The organism is Rhodococcus sp. IEGM 1408 (genome assembly GCF_033142235.1).
GTDB lineage: Bacteria > Actinomycetota > Actinomycetes > Mycobacteriales > Mycobacteriaceae > Dietzia.
The window spans coordinates 134,595-152,589 of sequence record NZ_JAWLRW010000009.1; the positions used below are offsets into that span (position 1 = coordinate 134,595).

The 17,995-nt window shown below is 68.0% G+C and carries 18 protein-coding genes; 11 read left to right on the forward strand and 7 right to left on the reverse strand.

Annotated elements, in window-relative coordinates; genetic code table 11:
- Positions 1 to 40 precede the first annotated feature (40 nt).
- The 5 genes from R4P08_RS14855 to hsaA all read right to left on the reverse strand — a co-directional run bounded on the left by R4P08_RS14855 (position 41) and on the right by hsaA (position 5,205).
- Positions 41 to 1,237: a sulfotransferase gene (locus tag R4P08_RS14855; protein ID WP_317814667.1), complete on the reverse strand. Its 1,197-nt coding sequence runs from the start codon at positions 1,235 to 1,237 to the stop codon at positions 41 to 43.
- Positions 1,234 to 2,436 (reverse strand): hypothetical protein, encoded by a 1,203-nt coding sequence (locus R4P08_RS14860; RefSeq protein ID WP_317814691.1) that lies wholly within the window; start codon positions 2,434 to 2,436, stop codon positions 1,234 to 1,236. The genes R4P08_RS14855 and R4P08_RS14860 overlap by 4 nt, the downstream gene beginning before the upstream one ends.
- Positions 2,433 to 3,017: a 3-hydroxy-9,10-secoandrosta-1,3,5(10)-triene-9,17-dione monooxygenase reductase subunit gene (hsaB, locus tag R4P08_RS14865; RefSeq protein ID WP_317814668.1), complete on the reverse strand. Its 585-nt coding sequence runs from the start codon at positions 3,015 to 3,017 to the stop codon at positions 2,433 to 2,435. The genes R4P08_RS14860 and hsaB overlap by 4 nt, the downstream gene beginning before the upstream one ends.
- Positions 3,018 to 3,094: 77 nt before the next feature.
- Complete coding sequence (hsaC, locus tag R4P08_RS14870; RefSeq protein ID WP_317814669.1) at positions 3,095 to 3,997, reverse strand: iron-dependent extradiol dioxygenase HsaC; 903 nt, start codon at positions 3,995 to 3,997, stop codon at positions 3,095 to 3,097.
- A gap of 32 nt (positions 3,998 to 4,029) precedes the next feature.
- Positions 4,030 to 5,205, reverse strand: coding sequence for a 3-hydroxy-9,10-secoandrosta-1,3,5(10)-triene-9,17-dione monooxygenase oxygenase subunit (hsaA, locus tag R4P08_RS14875; RefSeq protein WP_317814670.1), 1,176 nt, complete (start codon positions 5,203 to 5,205; stop codon positions 4,030 to 4,032).
- A 188-nt stretch (positions 5,206 to 5,393) separates the two neighbouring features.
- Here hsaA and R4P08_RS14880 point away from each other — a divergent pair, with 188 nt between their 5' ends.
- The 11 genes from R4P08_RS14880 to R4P08_RS14930 all read left to right on the forward strand — a co-directional run bounded on the left by R4P08_RS14880 (position 5,394) and on the right by R4P08_RS14930 (position 15,732).
- Positions 5,394 to 6,623 carry a Rieske 2Fe-2S domain-containing protein gene (locus R4P08_RS14880; RefSeq protein ID WP_317814671.1) on the forward strand — a complete coding sequence of 410 codons (1,230 nt, stop codon included), beginning with the start codon at positions 5,394 to 5,396 and terminating at the stop codon, positions 6,621 to 6,623.
- On the forward strand, positions 6,623 to 7,018 hold the full coding sequence (locus R4P08_RS14885) for a hypothetical protein (protein WP_317814672.1): 396 nt from the start codon (positions 6,623 to 6,625) through the stop codon (positions 7,016 to 7,018). Before R4P08_RS14880 ends, R4P08_RS14885 begins: the two co-directional genes overlap by 1 nt.
- A 54-nt stretch (positions 7,019 to 7,072) precedes the next feature.
- Positions 7,073 to 8,134, forward strand: a complete 1,062-nt coding sequence (locus R4P08_RS14890; RefSeq protein ID WP_317814673.1) for a ferredoxin--NADP reductase — start codon at positions 7,073 to 7,075, stop codon at positions 8,132 to 8,134.
- A gap of 184 nt (positions 8,135 to 8,318) precedes the next feature.
- Positions 8,319 to 9,110: an enoyl-CoA hydratase-related protein gene (locus R4P08_RS14895; RefSeq protein WP_317814674.1), complete on the forward strand. Its 792-nt coding sequence runs from the start codon at positions 8,319 to 8,321 to the stop codon at positions 9,108 to 9,110.
- A gap of 37 nt (positions 9,111 to 9,147) precedes the next feature.
- Positions 9,148 to 9,882: an SDR family NAD(P)-dependent oxidoreductase gene (locus tag R4P08_RS14900; RefSeq protein ID WP_317814675.1), complete on the forward strand. Its 735-nt coding sequence runs from the start codon at positions 9,148 to 9,150 to the stop codon at positions 9,880 to 9,882.
- A gap of 1 nt (position 9,883) precedes the next feature.
- Positions 9,884 to 11,551 carry a class I adenylate-forming enzyme family protein gene (locus R4P08_RS14905; RefSeq protein ID WP_317814676.1) on the forward strand — a complete coding sequence of 556 codons (1,668 nt, stop codon included), beginning with the start codon at positions 9,884 to 9,886 and terminating at the stop codon, positions 11,549 to 11,551.
- A 50-nt stretch (positions 11,552 to 11,601) separates the two neighbouring features.
- A complete protein-coding gene (locus tag R4P08_RS14910; protein WP_317814677.1) occupies positions 11,602 to 12,750 on the forward strand; it encodes an acyl-CoA dehydrogenase family protein in 1,149 nt (382 codons plus the stop codon).
- 73 nt (positions 12,751 to 12,823) lie between these two features.
- On the forward strand, positions 12,824 to 13,498 hold the full coding sequence (locus R4P08_RS14915) for a TetR/AcrR family transcriptional regulator (protein WP_317814678.1): 675 nt from the start codon (positions 12,824 to 12,826) through the stop codon (positions 13,496 to 13,498).
- On the forward strand, positions 13,495 to 14,286 hold the full coding sequence (locus tag R4P08_RS14920; RefSeq protein WP_317814679.1) for an enoyl-CoA hydratase/isomerase family protein: 792 nt from the start codon (positions 13,495 to 13,497) through the stop codon (positions 14,284 to 14,286). Before R4P08_RS14915 ends, R4P08_RS14920 begins: the two co-directional genes overlap by 4 nt.
- A gap of 5 nt (positions 14,287 to 14,291) precedes the next feature.
- A complete protein-coding gene (locus tag R4P08_RS14925) occupies positions 14,292 to 15,185 on the forward strand; it encodes a 3-hydroxyacyl-CoA dehydrogenase family protein (RefSeq protein WP_317814680.1) in 894 nt (297 codons plus the stop codon).
- Between the two features lie 25 nt (positions 15,186 to 15,210).
- The gene (locus R4P08_RS14930; RefSeq protein WP_317814681.1) at positions 15,211 to 15,732 is read left to right on the forward strand and encodes a flavodoxin domain-containing protein; all 522 of its coding nucleotides are present in this window, start codon (positions 15,211 to 15,213) and stop codon (positions 15,730 to 15,732) included.
- A 34-nt stretch (positions 15,733 to 15,766) separates the two neighbouring features.
- Here R4P08_RS14930 and dmpG read toward each other — a convergent pair whose 3' ends face one another.
- Positions 15,767 to 16,831, reverse strand: a complete 1,065-nt coding sequence (gene dmpG, locus R4P08_RS14935; protein ID WP_317814682.1) for a 4-hydroxy-2-oxovalerate aldolase — start codon at positions 16,829 to 16,831, stop codon at positions 15,767 to 15,769.
- Between the two features lie 5 nt (positions 16,832 to 16,836).
- A complete protein-coding gene (locus R4P08_RS14940; protein ID WP_317814683.1) occupies positions 16,837 to 17,784 on the reverse strand; it encodes an acetaldehyde dehydrogenase (acetylating) in 948 nt (315 codons plus the stop codon).
- Positions 17,785 to 17,995: the final 211 nt, after the last annotated feature.

Sequence of the window (17,995 nt, forward strand, 5' to 3'; positions counted from 1 at the left end):
GGACGTACCGGGCCCGCTCCCGCTATTCCTCCAGACCCCGCTATTCCTCCAGGCCCCGGTAGCCCGCGAACCGCTCCGCGACCTGCTCCGTGCTGAGCCCGTAGTCGGCCAGCGTGTACCGGTGCGCGGGCGCCCGGTCCCCGGAGAGGCTGCGCGCGTTCTCGGCCTCCACGGTCTCCCGCACTCCCTCGCCCAGTGTGGTGCCGGTCGCGGCGTACACGCGCTCGACGACGCCCGCCGGGTCCTCGATGAGCTCGCGGTGGTCGACGTCCACGAACGTCGCCCGCGATCCCGGGTCCGCCTCGTGGCGCGCGCGGGCCGCGTCGAACTCGGCCACGCCCCGCGCCCACAGGTCGAGCTGGGAGGAGCCGATGTACTCGGGCGTGAAGCGGGTGGACCAGTCGGCTGCGGTCCGGTGCGCCAGCGAGAACATGGACGCCATGGACTTGCGCGGGTCCCGGTGCGTCTGCACCACCACGGCGTCGGGGTACACCTCGAGCAACGCGTCCAGCGCGAACAGGTGGCTGGGGTTCTTGAGCACCCAGCGCCTCTCCGGGTCGTGCGCGCCGATCAACTGGAGGTTGCGCTTGTGCCGCCGGTACGCGGGCACCCAGTCGACGTCCTGCAACCAGCGCGAGTAGCCGTCGAGCCTGGCCAGACACTCGTACGACGCGGCGGTGGCGGACTGCCGGAGCAGTTGCCAGCACTCCTCGAGGTCGTCTGCGGAGATGAAGTGGACCCCGCCGTAGTCGGGGTTCTCGGACATGAACCCGGCGTACAGGTCGCGTAGCCCGCGGTAGGTGGGGTCGTCCTCCCACTGCTCCCTCGGCGGCCGCGGCCCCGGGACCTCCGTCAGCCACAGCTCGAGCCCCTGGTTGGCGGGGTCGGCCCCCAGGAGCCGGTGCAGCGCCGTGGTGCCGGTCCGGGGCAACCCGGTGACGACGACGGGCCGCTCGATCTCCACCTCCGCCTGGGCCGGGTCCGCGGCGAAGCCCGCCTGGGACACGAGCCGCGCCACCATCGCGCCCTTGAGGACCGATCGCCAGTACTTGCTGCCGGCCGGGGTGAGGCCGGCGTCGGAGTGCAGGGAGTCCAGCAGGACGCCCAGCGCCTCGCGATGGCCGTCCGCGCCGTCCCCGAAGTCCTCGAGCCCGACCGCCCGCGACGCGCTGGCGTGCAGGTCGTCGACCGTGCCGACGTGGACCCGGTCCGAGTCACCCACGAGCGCCCCGCTCACGTCAGGCTCCTGTCGGCGAAGGCCCGCTGACGTGCGGCGATCCGCTCACGCCACTGCTCGCCCGTCACCCGCTGCTCCGTGTACCCGGGGACCGCGTCCGCGAGCTCGTCGAACCGCACCATCCGGACCGTCGGCCCCAGCTCCGGGGTGATCGGCGAGCAGGTCCGCTGCCAGCGGAACTGCATGATGCCCTCCCGGTGCCCCAGCGTCTCGATCCAGTTGGCCAGCCCGGGGTCTCGATCGGACACCACCAGGTGGACCATCCCGTCGGCCGACACATGAGCCTGGTCCGCCGTGAGGCTGGTCTGGTGGTGCACGTACTCCAGCGAGGCGTACCACATGCTGCCCAGCTGGAAACCCTGGTAGGGCACACCCGCTACGGGGACCGAGATGACCAACGCCTGATCCGACTCCAGCTCGAAGACCCCGGCGGAGGAGTACTGCGTGGTGAGGCCGCCCGGCGTCTGACGCGGCTCGTTCAGCGTGTTGCGCTCCTGCTCGCCGAAGAACCACCCCGGGAATGCCAGCCAGGTCTGCAACCTGCCGGTCAGCGCTCCCGCGAGCTTGCCGTAGAACTTCTCCTGCCCTGCCAGAGTCACCGGCTCCGGGGCGGTGCCCACCGCGTCGACACGGCGCAGGGTGGCGGTGCCGGCCTCCTCCGTGTCCCAGTCCGAGTAGACCTCGCGGACCGCGATCATCGTGGTCCCGGGACGGAGCACCACGTAGCCGGCGTCGCCCTCGTCGTCGTCGCCCCTCGGTGGCCCGAGGCGGAACGAGTACCGCCCGCCCGAGTCGATCACCAGCGCGCGGTCATCGAACGCCGCGTGCGACGCGGCGCGCTCGTCGGCCGAATAGGTACCGGCCATGACCTGGAAGGAAAGGTCCGCCGTGGTGCCGCGGCGGCCCTCCACCACGTACTCGGCGCCGTCGGTGAGGTTGGCGTAGAAGTACAGAGTGTCCGGGTTGTCCAGGCCCATCTTGGTGTACGGGCCCGTGGCCTGGAACAACTGCGGGTGACTACGGCCGCGGTGCTGACCGCTCTCGATCACCCCGCGGATCGTGCCGAGCAGGTACTCCAACCCCTCGGCCACGTCCTCCTCGGTACGCACGTGCGGTGCCGAGCGGATGATCTCCTCGGCCTCCGCGAGGGCGCGGGCCAGCGGCCCGGTCGCCCCGCCTCCGTCCACCACGCCGCTCACAGCCACGTGTAGGAGTCGGCGGAGGTGATGAAGTTCTCGAGCTCTTCCTGCTCGGGCGTCGGGTCCACGACGTCCTCCTCGATGCTCAGGTACGCGCCGCGGTAGAACAGCAGCGGACGGACCTCGCGTTCGGTCGGCCCGAGGTGGTTGACCCGCCCCAGGACTATCCAGTGGTCACCGCCGTCGAGCACCTGCTCGATCTCGCAGTCCAGCCACGCCATCACGCCGTCGATCACCGGTGACCCCAGCGGGCTCGGGGCCCAGTCGATCTCCGCGAACTTGTCGTCGCCGCGGCGCCCGAACGTGGAGGAGACGTCCTCCTGGTCCTCGGAGAGGATGTTGACGCAGAACCTGCCCGCCGCCTCGATGCCCTTCCACGACCCCGACGTCTTCATCGGGCAGAAGAGCACCAACGGCGGGTCGAGGGACAGAGCGGAGAAGGACTGGCAGGCGAACCCCACCGGGGCGTCGTCCTTGACCGCGGTGATGACGGTGATCCCCGTGCAGAACTGGCCGAGCGCGTCGCGCAGATCCCGGCCGGAGAAGGTCTGACCCTCCGGGCTTTCCTCGGTGCTGCTCATCTGAAAGTCAGTCCTCCCTGGATTCGGGTCGGGGTTCGGGCGTTGCGCCCGGCTGCGTGAGAACCCAGCCTAGGTGTCTACTTGAAACCCACGGAGAAGTCGTGGCCCCACAGGCTCACGGCCGTCGACTCCCGGGCGACCCACTTCTCGTCGTCCTCGACCTGCACGCCCTCACAGCCGTACTCGCAGTCGAAGCCTCCGGGCGTCTTCATGTAGAAGCTCAGCATCTTGTCGTTGACGTGCCGGCCGAGCGAGGCCGACATCCTGACCTTCTTGCGCAGCGCGCGGTCCAGCCCGAGCCCCACGTCGTCGGCCGATCCGACCTCGACCATGAGGTGGATGATCCCGGTCGGGTTGGGGAACGGGGTGAACGCCAGCGAGTGGTGCCGGGGGTTGCACCCCAGGAAGCGCAACCACGCGGGCTCGCCATCCGCCGGACGGCCGACGATCTCCGGCGGCAGGCTCATGGAGTCCCGCAGCGAGAACCCGAGGACGTCGCGGTAGAACTCCAGCGCGGCGACCTCGTCCGGGGTGGAGAGCACGATGTGCCCCGCACCCTGGTCGCCGGTGACGAACTGGTGCCCGTACGGCGTCGGCATGCGACGGTGCTGGAGCGCGATGGTGTGGTAGATCTCCAGCGTGAACCCGGCCGGGTCCTGGCAGGTGATCAGTCCACGCACCTTGCGGTCCCGCTTGACCTCCTCCGGGGCCTCCTGCCAGGCGACCCCGGCCGCGTCGAGGCGTCGCCTGACGTCGTCGAACTCCGCCTCGTTCGCACACTCCCAGCCCACCGCGGAGAGCTTGTCCTCCGGGCCGGGGACGATGATCCACCGGTGCGGGTGGTCGTCCATACGGAAGTAGAGCGAGTCGGGGTCGTCGCCCGAGCCCACGACGAAGCCCAGAACCTTGGTGCCGTACTCGAGCCAGGCGGCCATGTCCGTGGCGAAGACGCGGACATACCCGAAGTTGCTGATCGCCATAATTGCCAGTCCTTTCGATCCGTGAGGGCGGATCAGACCATCGAGTCGGTGATCTTCTCGCCGAACTCATTCTGCCCGTACATGATGTACGCCTTGGTCGCCTCGTTGGCGGCGTGCACCCGCCCGGCGTTGGCGTCGCGCCAGAAACGCTGGATCGGGGAGGTCACCTCGAGCGCGCGGGCCCCGGAGTTCTGGAAGAGCAGACCGATCGCGTCGATCGAGCGCTGGGTGGCGCGGACCTGGTCACGACGGGCGCGCGTCCGGAGATCCATGCTCGGGTAGTCGCCGGCCTTGATCAGGTCCATCTCCTCGCGGATGTTGCGCATGAGCTGCAACCACCCGGCGTCGATGTCGCCCGCGGCCTCGGCGAGCCGGACCTTGGCGAACGGGTCGTCCTTGGCCTTGGTGCCGAAGGCCGCGCGGACGCGGGCCCGCTGGTGCTCGCGGTGGACCTCGTAGCAGCCGAAGGCCATGCCGACGATAGGCGTCGAGATGGTGGTGGGGTGGATGGTGCCCCAGGGCATCTTGTAGATCGGGTTGGTGTTGACCTCGAGGCCCGGGCTCTTGGTGGCCGCCATGAGACCGAAGGACAGGACGCGGTGCTCGGGGATGAGCGCGTCCTTGATCAGGATGTCGTTGGAACCGGTGCCCTTGAGTCCGGCGACGTGCCAGACGTCGAGGATCTCGTACTGCGACTTCTCCACGAGGAACGTGCAGAAGTCGACCATCTTGCCGTTGTCGTCCAGAACGGGGCCGCCCACGAACACCCAGTCGGCGTGGTCGGAGCCCGAGGACCAGGACCACTTGCCGTTGAGGAGCAGCCCGCCGTCGACCTTCTTGGCCGCGCCCATCGGGGCGTACGACGAGGAGATGCGCACGGTGCTGTCCGAGCCCCACACGTCCTCCTGCGCCTGCTGCGGGAACAGCGCGAGGTGCCAGTTGTGGATACCGAGGATGCTGGCGCACCAGCCGGTGGACGGGCACGCCGTCGCGATGGTCATCGCCGCCGTGTAAAAGGTCTCCATGTCGGCCTCGTAACCGCCCCACTGAGCGGGCTGGCAGAGCTTGAAGAATCCGGCCTCGTCGAGCTCCGCGATGTTCTGGGGATGCACCTTCCGCAGATCCTCGGTCTCCTGCGCGCGCTCGGCAAAGCCGGGCAGCAGGGCCTTGATCCGGTCGATTACCTCGTGGTTGGCGTGCTCGCTCATGTGATCCCTCTCTGGCGCTCTCGGGGTTATTGGCTCTAGACTAGAACACGTTACAGTTTTACACCAGGTTCAACCCGCTGGATGCGAGGCTATGGCACCCCGTGCCAGCGTTTACGCGGATTGGTTGTGACTCGCACCGCGAGTCTATAACCTGTTCTCATCCGGCTCATGTCCTCAGGAGGATCATCATGACCGCATCCCTCTCGTCCGCGTCCCCCGGAGCCATCCGTGAGATCGACACCGGTGAGGCCCGCGAGCGCTACGCCCGCGGTTGGCACTGCATCGGCACCGTCAAGGAATTCAGCGACGGCAAACCGCACTCCATCCACGCCTTCGGCACCAAGCTGGTCGTCTGGGCAGACGACAAGGGCGAGATCAAGGCCCTCGACGCCTACTGCCGCCACCTCGGTGGCGACCTCTCCGACGGTGAGGTCAAGGACGGCAACATCGCGTGCCCGTTCCACGACTGGCGCTGGGGTGGCGACGGCAAGTGCAAGGGCATCCCCTACGCCAAGCGTGTCCCCCTCCGGGCCAAGACCCGCGCGTGGATCACTCACGTCCAGTCCGGCCAGGTCTTCCTCTGGCACGACCACGAGGGCAACCCGCCCCGTGAGGAGGACGCGATCCCCGAGATCGCGGAGTACGGCACCGGCGAGTGGACCGACTGGGAGTGGAACCGCCTCGAGATCTCCGGCTCCAACTGCATGGAGATCGTCGACAACGTCGTCGACATGGCGCACTTCTACTACATCCACTTCGCCTTCCCGACGTACTTCAAGAACGTCTTCGAGGGTCAGGTCGCCACGCAGTACCTCAACACCAAGGGCCGGCCGGACCACGACCCCACGGGCGGCAAGTACGGCGACACGCTCCTGGAGTCCGAGGCCTCGTACTTCGGGCCGGCGTACATGATCAACCCCCTCAAGCAGATGTACGGCGACTTCGTCACCGATGCGATCCTCATCAACTGCCACTACCCGGTGGACCAGAACTCGTTTGTGCTGATGTACGGCCTGTCCGTCAAGAAGCCCAAGGGATTCGACGACGAGACGTCCGCCAAGATGGCCGCCAAGATCGCCACCTTCTTCGGCGAGGGCTTCCTCCAGGACGTCCGCATCTGGCAGCGGAAGTCCGCGATCGCCAACCCCCTCCTGTGCGAGGAGGACGGCCCGGTCTACCAGCTGCGGCGCTGGTACGAGCAGTTCTACGTGGACCGCGACAAGGTCGAGCCCGAGATGCAGGAGCGCTTCGAGTTCGAGGTCGACACCACCGCGGCCAACCAGTTCTGGGAGAGCGAGGTGGCGGAGAACATGCGCAGGCAGGACGCCGGCGAGGTCGAGATCTCCGACGAGCAGACGCAGTACACCGGCATGGCCGAGGTCGCCGGCGAGGCGGACGCGGCCCGCGCAGAGCAGTGATGTTCAAACGAGACGATTCGCGGCGCGCGCCCACCTGGGACGAGATCGACCCGGCGCGCGCCGCGCGTCTGCACGCTTACACGGACCTGGATCGGGAGACCTACACCCGGGACGGCTTCCAACCGGTCGAGTGCCGGAGCTGCGGCACCTGCGTCTCCGTACGCAAGAACAGCGAGAAGCACACGTCCATCCAGTGGAGCGAGGGCAGCGACCGCTCGTGTCCCGTCCTCACCGAATGGCGTGCGGGCGGCGAGCGGCCGCAGGGTGAGGACACCTGTCCGCGGATGCTCGCGAGCATCCGGTACGCCTATGCAGAGGGACTCATCACCCTCACCGAGGGTGTCGATCCCGCCGATTCCGACCACATGGTCAACCCGCTGTACGCCCCGGAGTAACCGCCCCGGGGTGACCCGGTTCCCCGCCGCATCCAAGCGATAGGCTTCCCACCCATGACCGTCACGCCACAGCTCGGTTCCTTCGTGCGCGAGCTCACCATCACCGAGGTGATCGCGGAGACCGCCGACGCCAAGTCGATCGTCTTCGACATCCCCGCCGGCGCCGAGCACGACTTCCGGTACACCCCCGGGCAGTTCCTCACGTTGCGGATCCCCAGCGAGCAGACCGGGTCCGTGGCGCGCTGCTACTCGCTCTCGAGCTCTCCCACCCAGGACCCGAAGCTCAAGGTGACCGTCAAGCGCACGATCGACGGCTACGGCTCCAACTGGCTCTGCGACAACGCCGAGGCCGGCATGTCCATGCACGTCCTGGCGCCGTCGGGGATCTTCACGCCCAAGATCCTCGACCAGGACTTCATCCTCCTGGCCGCCGGGTCGGGCGTGACGCCGATCATGTCGATCCTCAAATCCGCGCTCGCCCAGGGCACGGGCCACATCGTCATGGTCTACGCCAACCGCGACGAGAAGTCGGTCATCTTCAAGGACGAGCTGCAGGCCCTCCAGCGGGAGAACCCCGACCGGCTCACCATCCTCCACTGGCTCGAGTCGGTGTCCGGGATCCCGTCCCCCGAGATGATCGGCAACCTCCTGCACCCGGTCGCCTCCAAGCGACACTCCTATATCTGCGGGCCGGCGCCGTTCATGGAGACCGTCAAGGACGGTCTCCGCCGCTCGGGCGCGGACATGCACCTCATCCACACCGAGGTCTTCTCCTCGATCGAGGGCGATCCCTTCGCCGAGATCGTGATCGACGACTCCCCCGGTGACGACGGGGTCGGCCCGGCCACCGCGATCGTGGAGCTCGACGACGAGACCCACGAGGTCTCGTGGCCCCGCAACACCCCGCTCCTCGACGTCCTGCTCTCCAAGGGGATCAAGGCGCCGTTCTCGTGCCGCAAGGGCGAATGTTCGGCGTGTGCCTGCATCCTCAAGTCCGGCGAGGTCGAGATGATCCACAACGGCATCCTTGATCCCGAAGAGGTCGACGAGGGGTACGTGCTGAGCTGTCAGCTGCTGCCCAAGACCGATCGGGTCGAGGTCTCCTACTCCGAATAGCGCCCCCTGTTCTGTTGCACCCCGGGCGGGTGCCGTAGCGATCCGCTGCGGCACCCGCCCGGGGTTTTCCGCGCTGGACCGCGACGGGGGAGTTGCTCTCCACCCTTTACAACATGACGCGGGTCACATACGCTCCTCGCATTGAATGAGTGTTCATTCAATTCAAAGCCCCGAGGAGAACTCCATGAGCAAGAGCTATGCCGACATCACCTACGTCGTCGAGGACCGTGCCGCGATCATCACGATCAACCGTCCGGACCGGTACAACGCTTTCCGCGCACAGACCGTCGAGGAGCTCACCTGGGCCTTCCGTGCGGCGATGGCCGACAGTTCGGTCTCGTCAGTCATCCTCACCGGTGCCGGTGACAAGGCCTTCTGCACTGGGGGCGACGTCAAGCAGCGCGCCGAGACCGGTGACTACGGCCCATCCGAGTCCGGCATGTTCGAGATCGGTTACCTGCACAAGTTGATCCGCGACATCCCCAAGCCCGTCATCGCCGCCGTCAACGGCGCGGCGGTGGGCGGCGGGCACGTGTTGCACGTGCTCTGCGATGTCTCGATCGCGTCCGAGAGTGCCCGATTCGGCCAGTCCGGCCCCAAGGTCGGATCCTTTGACGCCGGCTTCGGCTCCGCGTACCTGGCCCGCGTCGTGGGCGAGAAGAAGGCCCGGGAGATCTGGTTCTGGTGCCGCCTGTACTCCGCGCACGAGGCTTTGGACATGGGCCTGGTCAACAAGGTCGTCCCGGGAGACCAGTTGATGGCCGAGGCCAAGCAGTGGGCGGCCGAGGTGGCGGAGAAGAGCCCCACCGCCATCCGCTTCCTCAAGCAGTCCTTCAACGCCGACACCGACCACCAGGCCGGGTTCTCGAACATGGCCATGACCGCGCTCGACCTCTTCGGCTCCACCGAAGAGGCCCGTGAGGGTGCCAACGCCTTCACCGAGAAGCGCCCCGCCGACTTCACGAAGTTCGTCTGAGCCCCGGCCGCCTCAACCCCACCTGAAGGAGCACACCATGACCCAGCGAACCGTCCTCGTCACCGGCGCCGCCTCCGGCATCGGCCGCGCGACCGCCCTGGCCTTCGCCGCCCGCGGGCACAGGGTCCTCGCCGTCGACCTCAACGGCGAGGCCGCCGAGGAGACCGCCACCACGGACCCCGAGCACATCACCGCCTTCACCTGCGACATCTCCGACCGTGCTCAGGTCGAGGCCCTCCGCGGTGCCGTCACCGAGCGGGTGGGCGCCCCGGACATCCTGGTCAACGCCGCCGGGTGGGACCGGACCGACAAGTTCCTCAACGCGAGCCCCGAGTTCGCCGAGAAGGTCGTGGCGATCAACTACATGGGCCCGGTCCACCTCGCATCGGTGTTCCTGCCCGCCATGACCGAGTCCGGCGACGGCGGCCGGCTGATCTATCTCGCCTCCGATGCCGGTCGCGTCGGCAGCTCGGGCGAGACCATCTACGCCGGCGCCAAGGGCGGCGTCATCGCCCTGACCAAGTCGCTGGCGCGCGAGATGGCCCGCTACGGCATCACCTGCAACTGCGTGTGCCCCGGGCCCACGGACACGCCGCTGTTCCGCGCGCAGGACGAGAAGCTGCAAGAAGCACTCATCCGCGCCATCCCGCTGCGCCGACTGGCCACCCCCGAGGAGGTCGCCGCGCCCGTGTTGTTCTTCGCCTCGGACGACGCCTCCTTCATCACCGGACAGGTCATCAGCGTCAGCGGTGGCCTCACGATGGCGGGTTGACATGAACTACGACCCCACCCCGTACCGGGAGTTCTTCGAGAAGGACGTCACGTACATCAACGCGTTCTGGCGCAACACCACCAGGTATGCGCACCGTCCCGCGCTCACGGACCCGGCGACAGGCGAGACGATCGACTACGCCGAGCTGGGCAACCGTGTCCGACGCATCGCCTCCGGGTTGCTGGCCGCGGGCATCGGCCCCGGCGACGTCGTGGCCTACCAGCTCTTCAACGGCGAGGAGTTCGCCGAGCTGTACCTGGCCACCCAGGCGATCGGCGCCGTGGGGTCGCCCATGAACTTCCGCCTCGCCGCCGGGGAGACCGCGTACATCTTCGGACTCAGCGCGCCCACGGCGTTCATCTACGACACCTCGCTCAACGAGATGATCTCGGACGTCTTCGAGCACGCGTCCCACCGGCCGGCGCTCATCGTGGGCGTCGGCGACGCCCCCGCCGTCGAGGTGACCGGCAGCACCACGCTCCCCTGGTCCGAACTGTCCGTAGATCCAGTCGAGTTCCCGGACACCGACGTCACGGTGTGGGACGAGACCACCCGCCTCTACACCAGTGGAACCACCGGCATGCCCAAGGCCGTGCCGATGAACGCCATGATCGAGATCTTCTCAGCGCACGACGTGATCATGCACTTCCCGTTGACGCCCGATGACACCACGCTCAACATGACGCCGTGGTTCCACCGCGGCGGCCTCTACTCGGGCGGGCCCAACCCCACGTTCTACCTTGGTGGGCGCGTGATCCCCATGCGGGCCTTCGACCCAGCACTCACCCTCGACATGGTTGAGCGCGAAGGCGTCACCTTCCTCATCGGTGCCCCCACCAACCTGGCGATGCTCGCCGTCGAACAGGAGAGGCAACCTCGGGACCTGTCCACGCTTCGCGGCATCGTCACCATGGGCTCCCCGCTCGAGCGGAAGGCCGCACTGCGCTACCAGGAGGTCCTCAATCCCCGGATCTTCAACGGATACGGCACCACCGAGGGCTTCTGGAACACCTTCCTCCGTCCGGGCGACGTCACCGAGAAGGCTGGCACCGCCGGGAGCTCGTGCATCGACGATGACGTGCGCGTGGTCCAACTGTTCGAGGACCGTCTGGCCGAGCCGCACGAGGTGGTGGACCGCGACGGTGAGGACGTGGGCGAGGTGATCATCCGCTCGCCCAAGTGCGCCAATACCTACTTCAACGCGTCCGAGAAGGAGAACGCGAAGTTCAAGAACGGGTGGCTGCACATCGGCGACCTCGCCACCTGGGACGCCCAGGAGTTCGTGACCATCGTCGGCCGCAAGGACGACATGCTGGTCTCGGGCGGGGAGAACGTCCACCCGGTCCAGGTCGAGGAGGCCCTGAACGGCCACGCCTCCGTGGGCGACTCGCTGGTCGTGGGAGTTCCCCACGAGAAGTGGGGACGCATGGTCGTGGCGTTGATCGTGCCGGCCGCCAACGCGGAGCCCACCGCCGCGGAACTCGACGCTCACTGCCGGGCACATCCCATGTTGTCGGACTACAAGCGTCCCCGCGCATACCGGATCGTGGATTCGCTGCCCGTAACCGCCACGGGCAAGAAGGTCCACTACAAGGCCTCCCGGCAGGCCGCCGAAGACTTTGCCGCGGGGCTCTTCACCGACGCCCCCTCCACCAGCGCCAGGAGCTGACCCGCCATGAGCACCATCACCAGAGCCCTCGCCGGACAGGAAGCCGACCGATGAGCGCGCGGGCGGGGTACGAACCCGAGCACCATGCGGTCCGCGAGGTGGCCCGGGACTTCGTCGCGGCCACGATCGCACCGAGACACGAGGCGTGGGAGGCCGCGCACGGCGTCGATCGCTCGCTGTTCACCGAGGCCGGCAAACTGGGCCTGCTGGGCTTCTCCGTCCCGGAGCAGCACGGCGGTCCGGGTGTGGAGGACTACCGATACAACGCGGTCCTCATCGACGAGGTCGCGCGCGCGGGAGCCGCGTCCGAGGCGATCGCCTTCTCGCTGCAGAACGACGTGGTCCTGCCCTACCTCACGGACATGACCACCGAGGAGCAGAAAGCACGGTGGCTACCGGGCGCGGTCTCGGGCGAGACCGTCCTCGGCATCGCCATGACCGAACCCGGCACCGGGTCGGATCTGAAGGGGATCCGCACCTCCGCGGTCCGAGACGGCGACGCCTATGTAGTCAACGGCGCCAAGACCTTCATCTCCAACGGTCAGAACGGCGATCTCTTCGTGGTGGCCGTGCGCACCTCGCCTGACCGCCAAAGCGGGCTTTCACTGCTCGTCGTGGATGCCGACACCCCCGGATTCGAGCGGGGGCGCAACCTGGACAAGATCGGCCTGCAGGCACAAGACACCTCGGAGCTGTCCTTCACCGACATGCGGGTTCCGGTGGAGAACCTGCTGGGCTCGGAGGGTCAGGGTTTCGACCAACTGGTCCACAACCTGCCCCAGGAGCGGCTGTCCCTGTCCGTGGGCGCGGTCGCCGCCGCCGAGGGCGTCTTCGCGACGACCATCGACTACGTCAAGGAGCGCAGAGCCTTCGGCTCGCTGGTGGCGTCCTTCCAGAACACCCGGTTCGTCCTGGCCCAGATCTCCACCGAGCTGGACCTGGCCCGCACCTACCTGGAGGACTGCATCGCCGAGCACGTGGCGGGAGAGCTGACCGCGGCCCGCGCCGCGCGTCTCAAGCTGTGGACGACCGAGCTGCAGGTCAGCGTCGCAGATCGGTGCCTGCAACTGCACGGCGGTTACGGCTATATGCGCGAGTATCCGGTCTCCCGGGCGTTCGTCGACGCGCGGATCCAGACCATCTACGGCGGGACGAGCGAGATCATGAAGACCATCATCGCCAAGGACATCGGGCTCTGACCATGCGTTGCCCCGTGCAATATGGTGGTGACTAGCTCCTGCCGGGGCGTTCGACGAGAGGGCCACGCCGTTCATGACCGCCTCCAGCACGAGCAGCGACATCGGGGACGGCGTACGCCGCGCCCGGGTCCGGTCCCGGCGTCGACAGCTCCTCGATGCCGCCGTAGCGGTCATGGAGCGCACGGGGTTCCACCAGATGTCCATGCAAGCGCTCGCCGTCGAGGCGGAGGTCAGCGTGGGAACCATCTACACCTACTTCGGTAGCAAGGAAGAGGTCCTCCTCGAGGCGATCGTCAGCATCCTGGAGGCGTTCTCGGATCAACTCGCTCCGGCCATGGACGCTGCCGGCGACGACCCCGTGGAGCGGATCGCCGCGGGCTTCGACAGGTACGTGCGCATCATCGACGCCAACCGGGGCGCGGTGGCCCTCACGTACCGGGAAAGCCGGACGCTCCCGCCCGAGGGACAGGCCCGGATCATGGAGCTGGAGGTGGCCACGGCCGCGCCACTGCGCGAGGCCGTGGAGGCCGGAGTCGCCGCCGGTGTCTTCCCCCCGGTCGACGTGGATCTCATGGTCTACGACCTGGTGATGCTCGCCCACGCCTGGGCCCTCAAATACTGGCACTTCGGTCGCCTGTACGACCTCGACACCTACATCCGCAGGCAGTTGCGCTTCGCCTTCAACACCCTCATCCCCGTCGACGGCCGCGAGCCCTACCGACACCACTTCACCCCGGAGACCTCATGACCTCCCCCGTTCCCGAGACGCCCACCCTCGACGTCGCGATCTCCGACGGCGTCTGTCTGATAGCCGTCGACCGGCCCGAGGTCCGTAACGCCCTCTCCGCGCAGGTACTCACCGACCTCACCGCAGTGCTCGACCACGTGAGGGACGACGACGAGGTGTCCGTCCTCGTGATCACCGGCGCCGGCGACAAGGCCTTCATCGCCGGTGCCGACATCAACCAGCTGCAGCACTACACGCCCTCCACCGCGTTGGAATCCGCGATGCAGCGGGTGTTCGACGCAATCGAGAACTTCCCCAAGCCCACCATCGCCGCCGTCAACGGCTTCGCCCTGGGCGGCGGCTGCGAGCTCGCCATGTCGTGCGACATCCGGATCGCCTCCGAGCGCGCGAAGCTCGGCCTGCCCGAGACCAACCTCGGCGTGCTCCCCGGAGCGGGTGGTACCCAGCGCCTGGCGCGGCTGGTGGGGACGGGTCGAGCGATCGAGATGATCCTCACGGGCCGGTTCATCGACGCCGAGGAGGCGCTGCGCATCGGGCTCGTCACCTCGGTGGTGGCCCCGGACGCCCTGCTCGATGCCGCCCGCGGCACCGCCGCGACGATCGCCGCCAAGGGGCCGCTCGCCGTGCGCTTGGCCAAGCTGGTCGTGCGCGCCGGGATGAACGCGGACCAGGGCACCGGCCTCGTGGTGGAACGCCTGGCGCAGGCCGTCCTGTACGGCAGCGAGGACAAGATCGAGGGGACCGCCGCGTTCCTGGGCAAGCGCACCGCCGAGTTCCAGGGCCAGTGAGCGGGATGACGCCGATCCGCACCGTCCTCGTGGTGGGTTCCGGGGCCATGGGCTCGCAGATCGCCATGGTCTGTGCCAACGCCGGGCTCACCGTGGCCTGCACCGACCTGGACCAATCCGCGCTCGACCGAGCCGAGTCCATGCTGCGGACGCGCATGGAGTCCAACGTCGCGAAGGGCCGGATGACCGCCGCGCAGCGCGACGCTGCGTTCGACCGGCTCACCCTAACCACCGACCGGGACACCGCTGCGCGAACGGCGGACCTGGTGATCGAGGCCGCGGTGGAGAAGCTCGACGTCAAACGCTCGCTCTTCGCCGAGCTGGCCGCGCTCGCTCCCGACACGGCGATCCTGGCGTCCAACTCGTCGTCGTTCGTCCCCTCCTCAATGGCTTCGGCCGTGCCGCTCCCGGAGCGGTTCTGCAATATCCACTTCTTCAACCCCGCGCTGGTCATGAAGTGCGTCGAGGTGGTGCGCGGACCGGAGACCTCCGACGAGACCATGGCCGCCGCGACCGCGTTCGTGGAGAAAATCGGAAAGACCCCGGTGGTACTGGAGAAGGAGATCCCGGGCTTCGTGGCCAACCGGATCCTCGGCGCCGTCCGCGACGAGGCGCTACGCCTGTTGGAGGGCGGATATGCCGACGTCGTTGCGATCGACACCGCGTGCCGCACCGCGCTCGGCTACCCGATGGGGCCGTTCGAACTCATGGACCTCACCGGGATCGACATCGGCTACCTGGTCAAGAAGCAGCGTTTCGCCGAGTCCGGGGACCCGGCGGACGAGCCCGCCGAAACGGTGGCTCGGCTCGTCGAGCGCGGCGACCTGGGTCGCAAGACCGGTAGCGGCTGGTACACCTACTCCGAATCCGGCGAGAAGCAAGGACTCAACCCGCTGTAGGACCGACTGCTGACAGACTGGGTCCGTGAACCGCCCCGTCGTCGCCTTCACGTCCCGGTACGGGTCCACCCGTCGGTACGCCACCGCCCTCGCCTCGCGGTTCGGCACGCCGGCCACAAAGCTCGCCGACCTCGCCACGGCGTCCGAGGCAGACCCGTTGATCGTGCTCTCGCCCCTGTACGCCACGAGGATCCGAGGGCGCCGTCGAATAATCCGAGCGATCCGCTCGGCCCCCGGACGTGCGGCCCTCGTCGTCGTCGGCATGTCCCCCACCGACGACCCCGGGCGCGCCACTCTCGCCGACGCCCTCGTCGCAGCCTCCGGCCGCGCGGTCGCCACCTTCCAGCTGCGGGGCGACTTCGACCCGACCCGGCTCGGGCCGCTCGACCGGGCGCTCATGGCCGTTCTCCGGTCGCGGCTCCGCAAGACACCCGATGAGCCCGCGGCGAGGCTGATCCTCGCGCGCGAGCCCATCAGGTTCATCGACGAGTCCACCCTCGATCCGGTCGTGGCCTGGGCGAACGGCCTCACCGGCCGCGAGACGTGAGAGGTCGACGCCGGGATCGGTCAGGCCGGGCCGATCAGGCGTTCGCCTGCTCCTTTTGGATCTCCAGCGCGATGTCGATGAGCTGGTCTTCCTGGCCGCCGACCAGACGGCGCTCACCGGCGCGGATGAGGATCTCCGACGACGGCACGCCGTAGCGGTTGGCGTGGCCCTCGGCGTGCTTGAGGAACGACGAGTAGCACCCCGCGTACCCGAGCATCAGCGCGGAGCGATCGACCACGCACTCGGTGGGCATGAGCGGCCGCACCACGTCCTCGGCGGCGTCGGCGATCTTGAAGAAGTCCACCCCGGTGGTGATGCCGAGCTTGTCGCACACACCCACCAGGGCCTCGACAGGCGTATTGCCGGCCCCCGCGCCGAAGCGGCGGGTGGAGCCGTCGATCTGCTGGGCGCCCGCGCGGATCGCCATGATCGAGTTGCCGACCCCGACGTCCAGGTTCTCGTGACCGTGGAAACCCACCTGGGCATCGCTGCCGAGCTCGGCGACCAGCGCGGCGACGCGGTCGGAGACCTGGTCCATGACCAGCGCGCCCGCCGAGTCGACGATGTAGACGCACTGACAGCCGGCGTCGGCCATGATCCGACCCTGCTTGGCCAGCACCTCCGGCGGCTGGGTGTGGCTCATCATGAGGAAACCGACGGTCTCGAGGCCCAGCTCGCGGGCGTAGCCGAAGTGCTGGATGGAGACGTCGGCCTCGGTGCAGTGCGTCGCGACGCGGCAGATGGAGCCGCCGTTGTCGCGGGCGGCGAGGATGTCGTCTTTGATACCCAGGCCCGGCAGCGTGAGGAAGGCGATCTTGGCCTGCTTCGCCGTCTCCGCCGCGACCTTGATGAGGTCCTGGTCGTAGGACTTGGCGAAGCCGTAGTTGAAGGACGCACCGCCGAGTCCGTCTCCGTGGGTGACCTCGATGACGGGGACGCCGGCGCCGTCGAGCGCGGCGACGACATCGCGGACGTCGTCAACTGAGAACTGGTGCCGCTTGTGGTGTGAGCCGTCGCGCAGTGACGAGTCAGTGATACGGATATCGAGGTCAGAGCTGTACGCGCGGGCGTCGACGTTGTACGGGTTGGTCTTGTCCATGGTTCTCACACTCCGAGCGTGGTGTGGGCGGGCGTGGTCTTGGCGAGCTTGGTCTTGGCGATGTCCTCGCCGACCTTGGTGGCGGCGGCGGTCATGATGTCGAGGTTGCCTGCGTACGGCGGGAGGAAGTCTCCAGCGCCCTCGACCTCGACGAAGATCGCGACGCGCGCCATTCCGCCGGTGATCTCGGTGGGCGGGTCGAACTGGGGCTCCTGGAGCAGCCGGTACCCCGGCACGTATGCCTGGATCTCCTTCTCCCGCTTACGGATGGCGGTGGTGATGAGGTCGTGGTCGGCATCCTCGGGGATCGCGCAGAAGATGGTGTCCCGCATGATCATGGGCGGTTCGGCCGGGTTGAGGATGATGATCGCCTTGCCGCGCTTGGCGCCACCGACCTTCTCGATGGCGAGCTTGGTGGTCTCGGTGAACTCGTCGATATTCGCTCGGGTGCCCGGCCCCGCCGACTCCGACGAGACGGAGGCGACGATCTCGGCGTACTCCACCGGCACGACCGAGGAGACGGCGTGAACCATCGGGATGGTGGCCTGGCCGCCGCAGGTGACCATGTTGTGGTTGGGGGCGTCCACATGCTCGTGCAGGTTCGCGGGCGGGATGACCATCGGGCCGACCGCGGCCGGGGTGAGATCGATGGCGATGATGCCGGCCGCCTCGTACTTGGGTGCGTACGCCTTGTGGACGTAGGCGCTGGTGGCTTCGAACAGCAGGTCGGGCTTCTCTCCGCCGGCCTCGATCGAGGCGAGCAGCTCGTCGGCGCCGCCGGACATGCAGGTCAGTCCGTGGTCCGCTGCACGCTTCATCCCCTCGGACTCGGCGTCGATGCCGACCATCCACTTGGGTTCGATGTACTCGCTGCGCTCGAGCTTGTACATGAGGTCCGTGCCGATGTTGCCGGACCCGACGATTGCAGCGGTGAGTTTGGTCTTCTCTGTCATGCCGGTCAGTCTCGCGCTCCGGCCGCACGGGCCACAATCACGTGTGCCGCTGAGTGGAACACTAGGCGGGGTAGCTGCTGTCGGTGTCGGTGTCGGTGTCGGTGTCGGTCGCGTAGCGGTCCGGCCGCTCGATCCCGGGTGGGTTGGTGAGGTGGCCGTCTTCGGCGATGAGGTGGTCGAGGCGCTGTTGCCAGGTGTGTTCGAGGAGTTG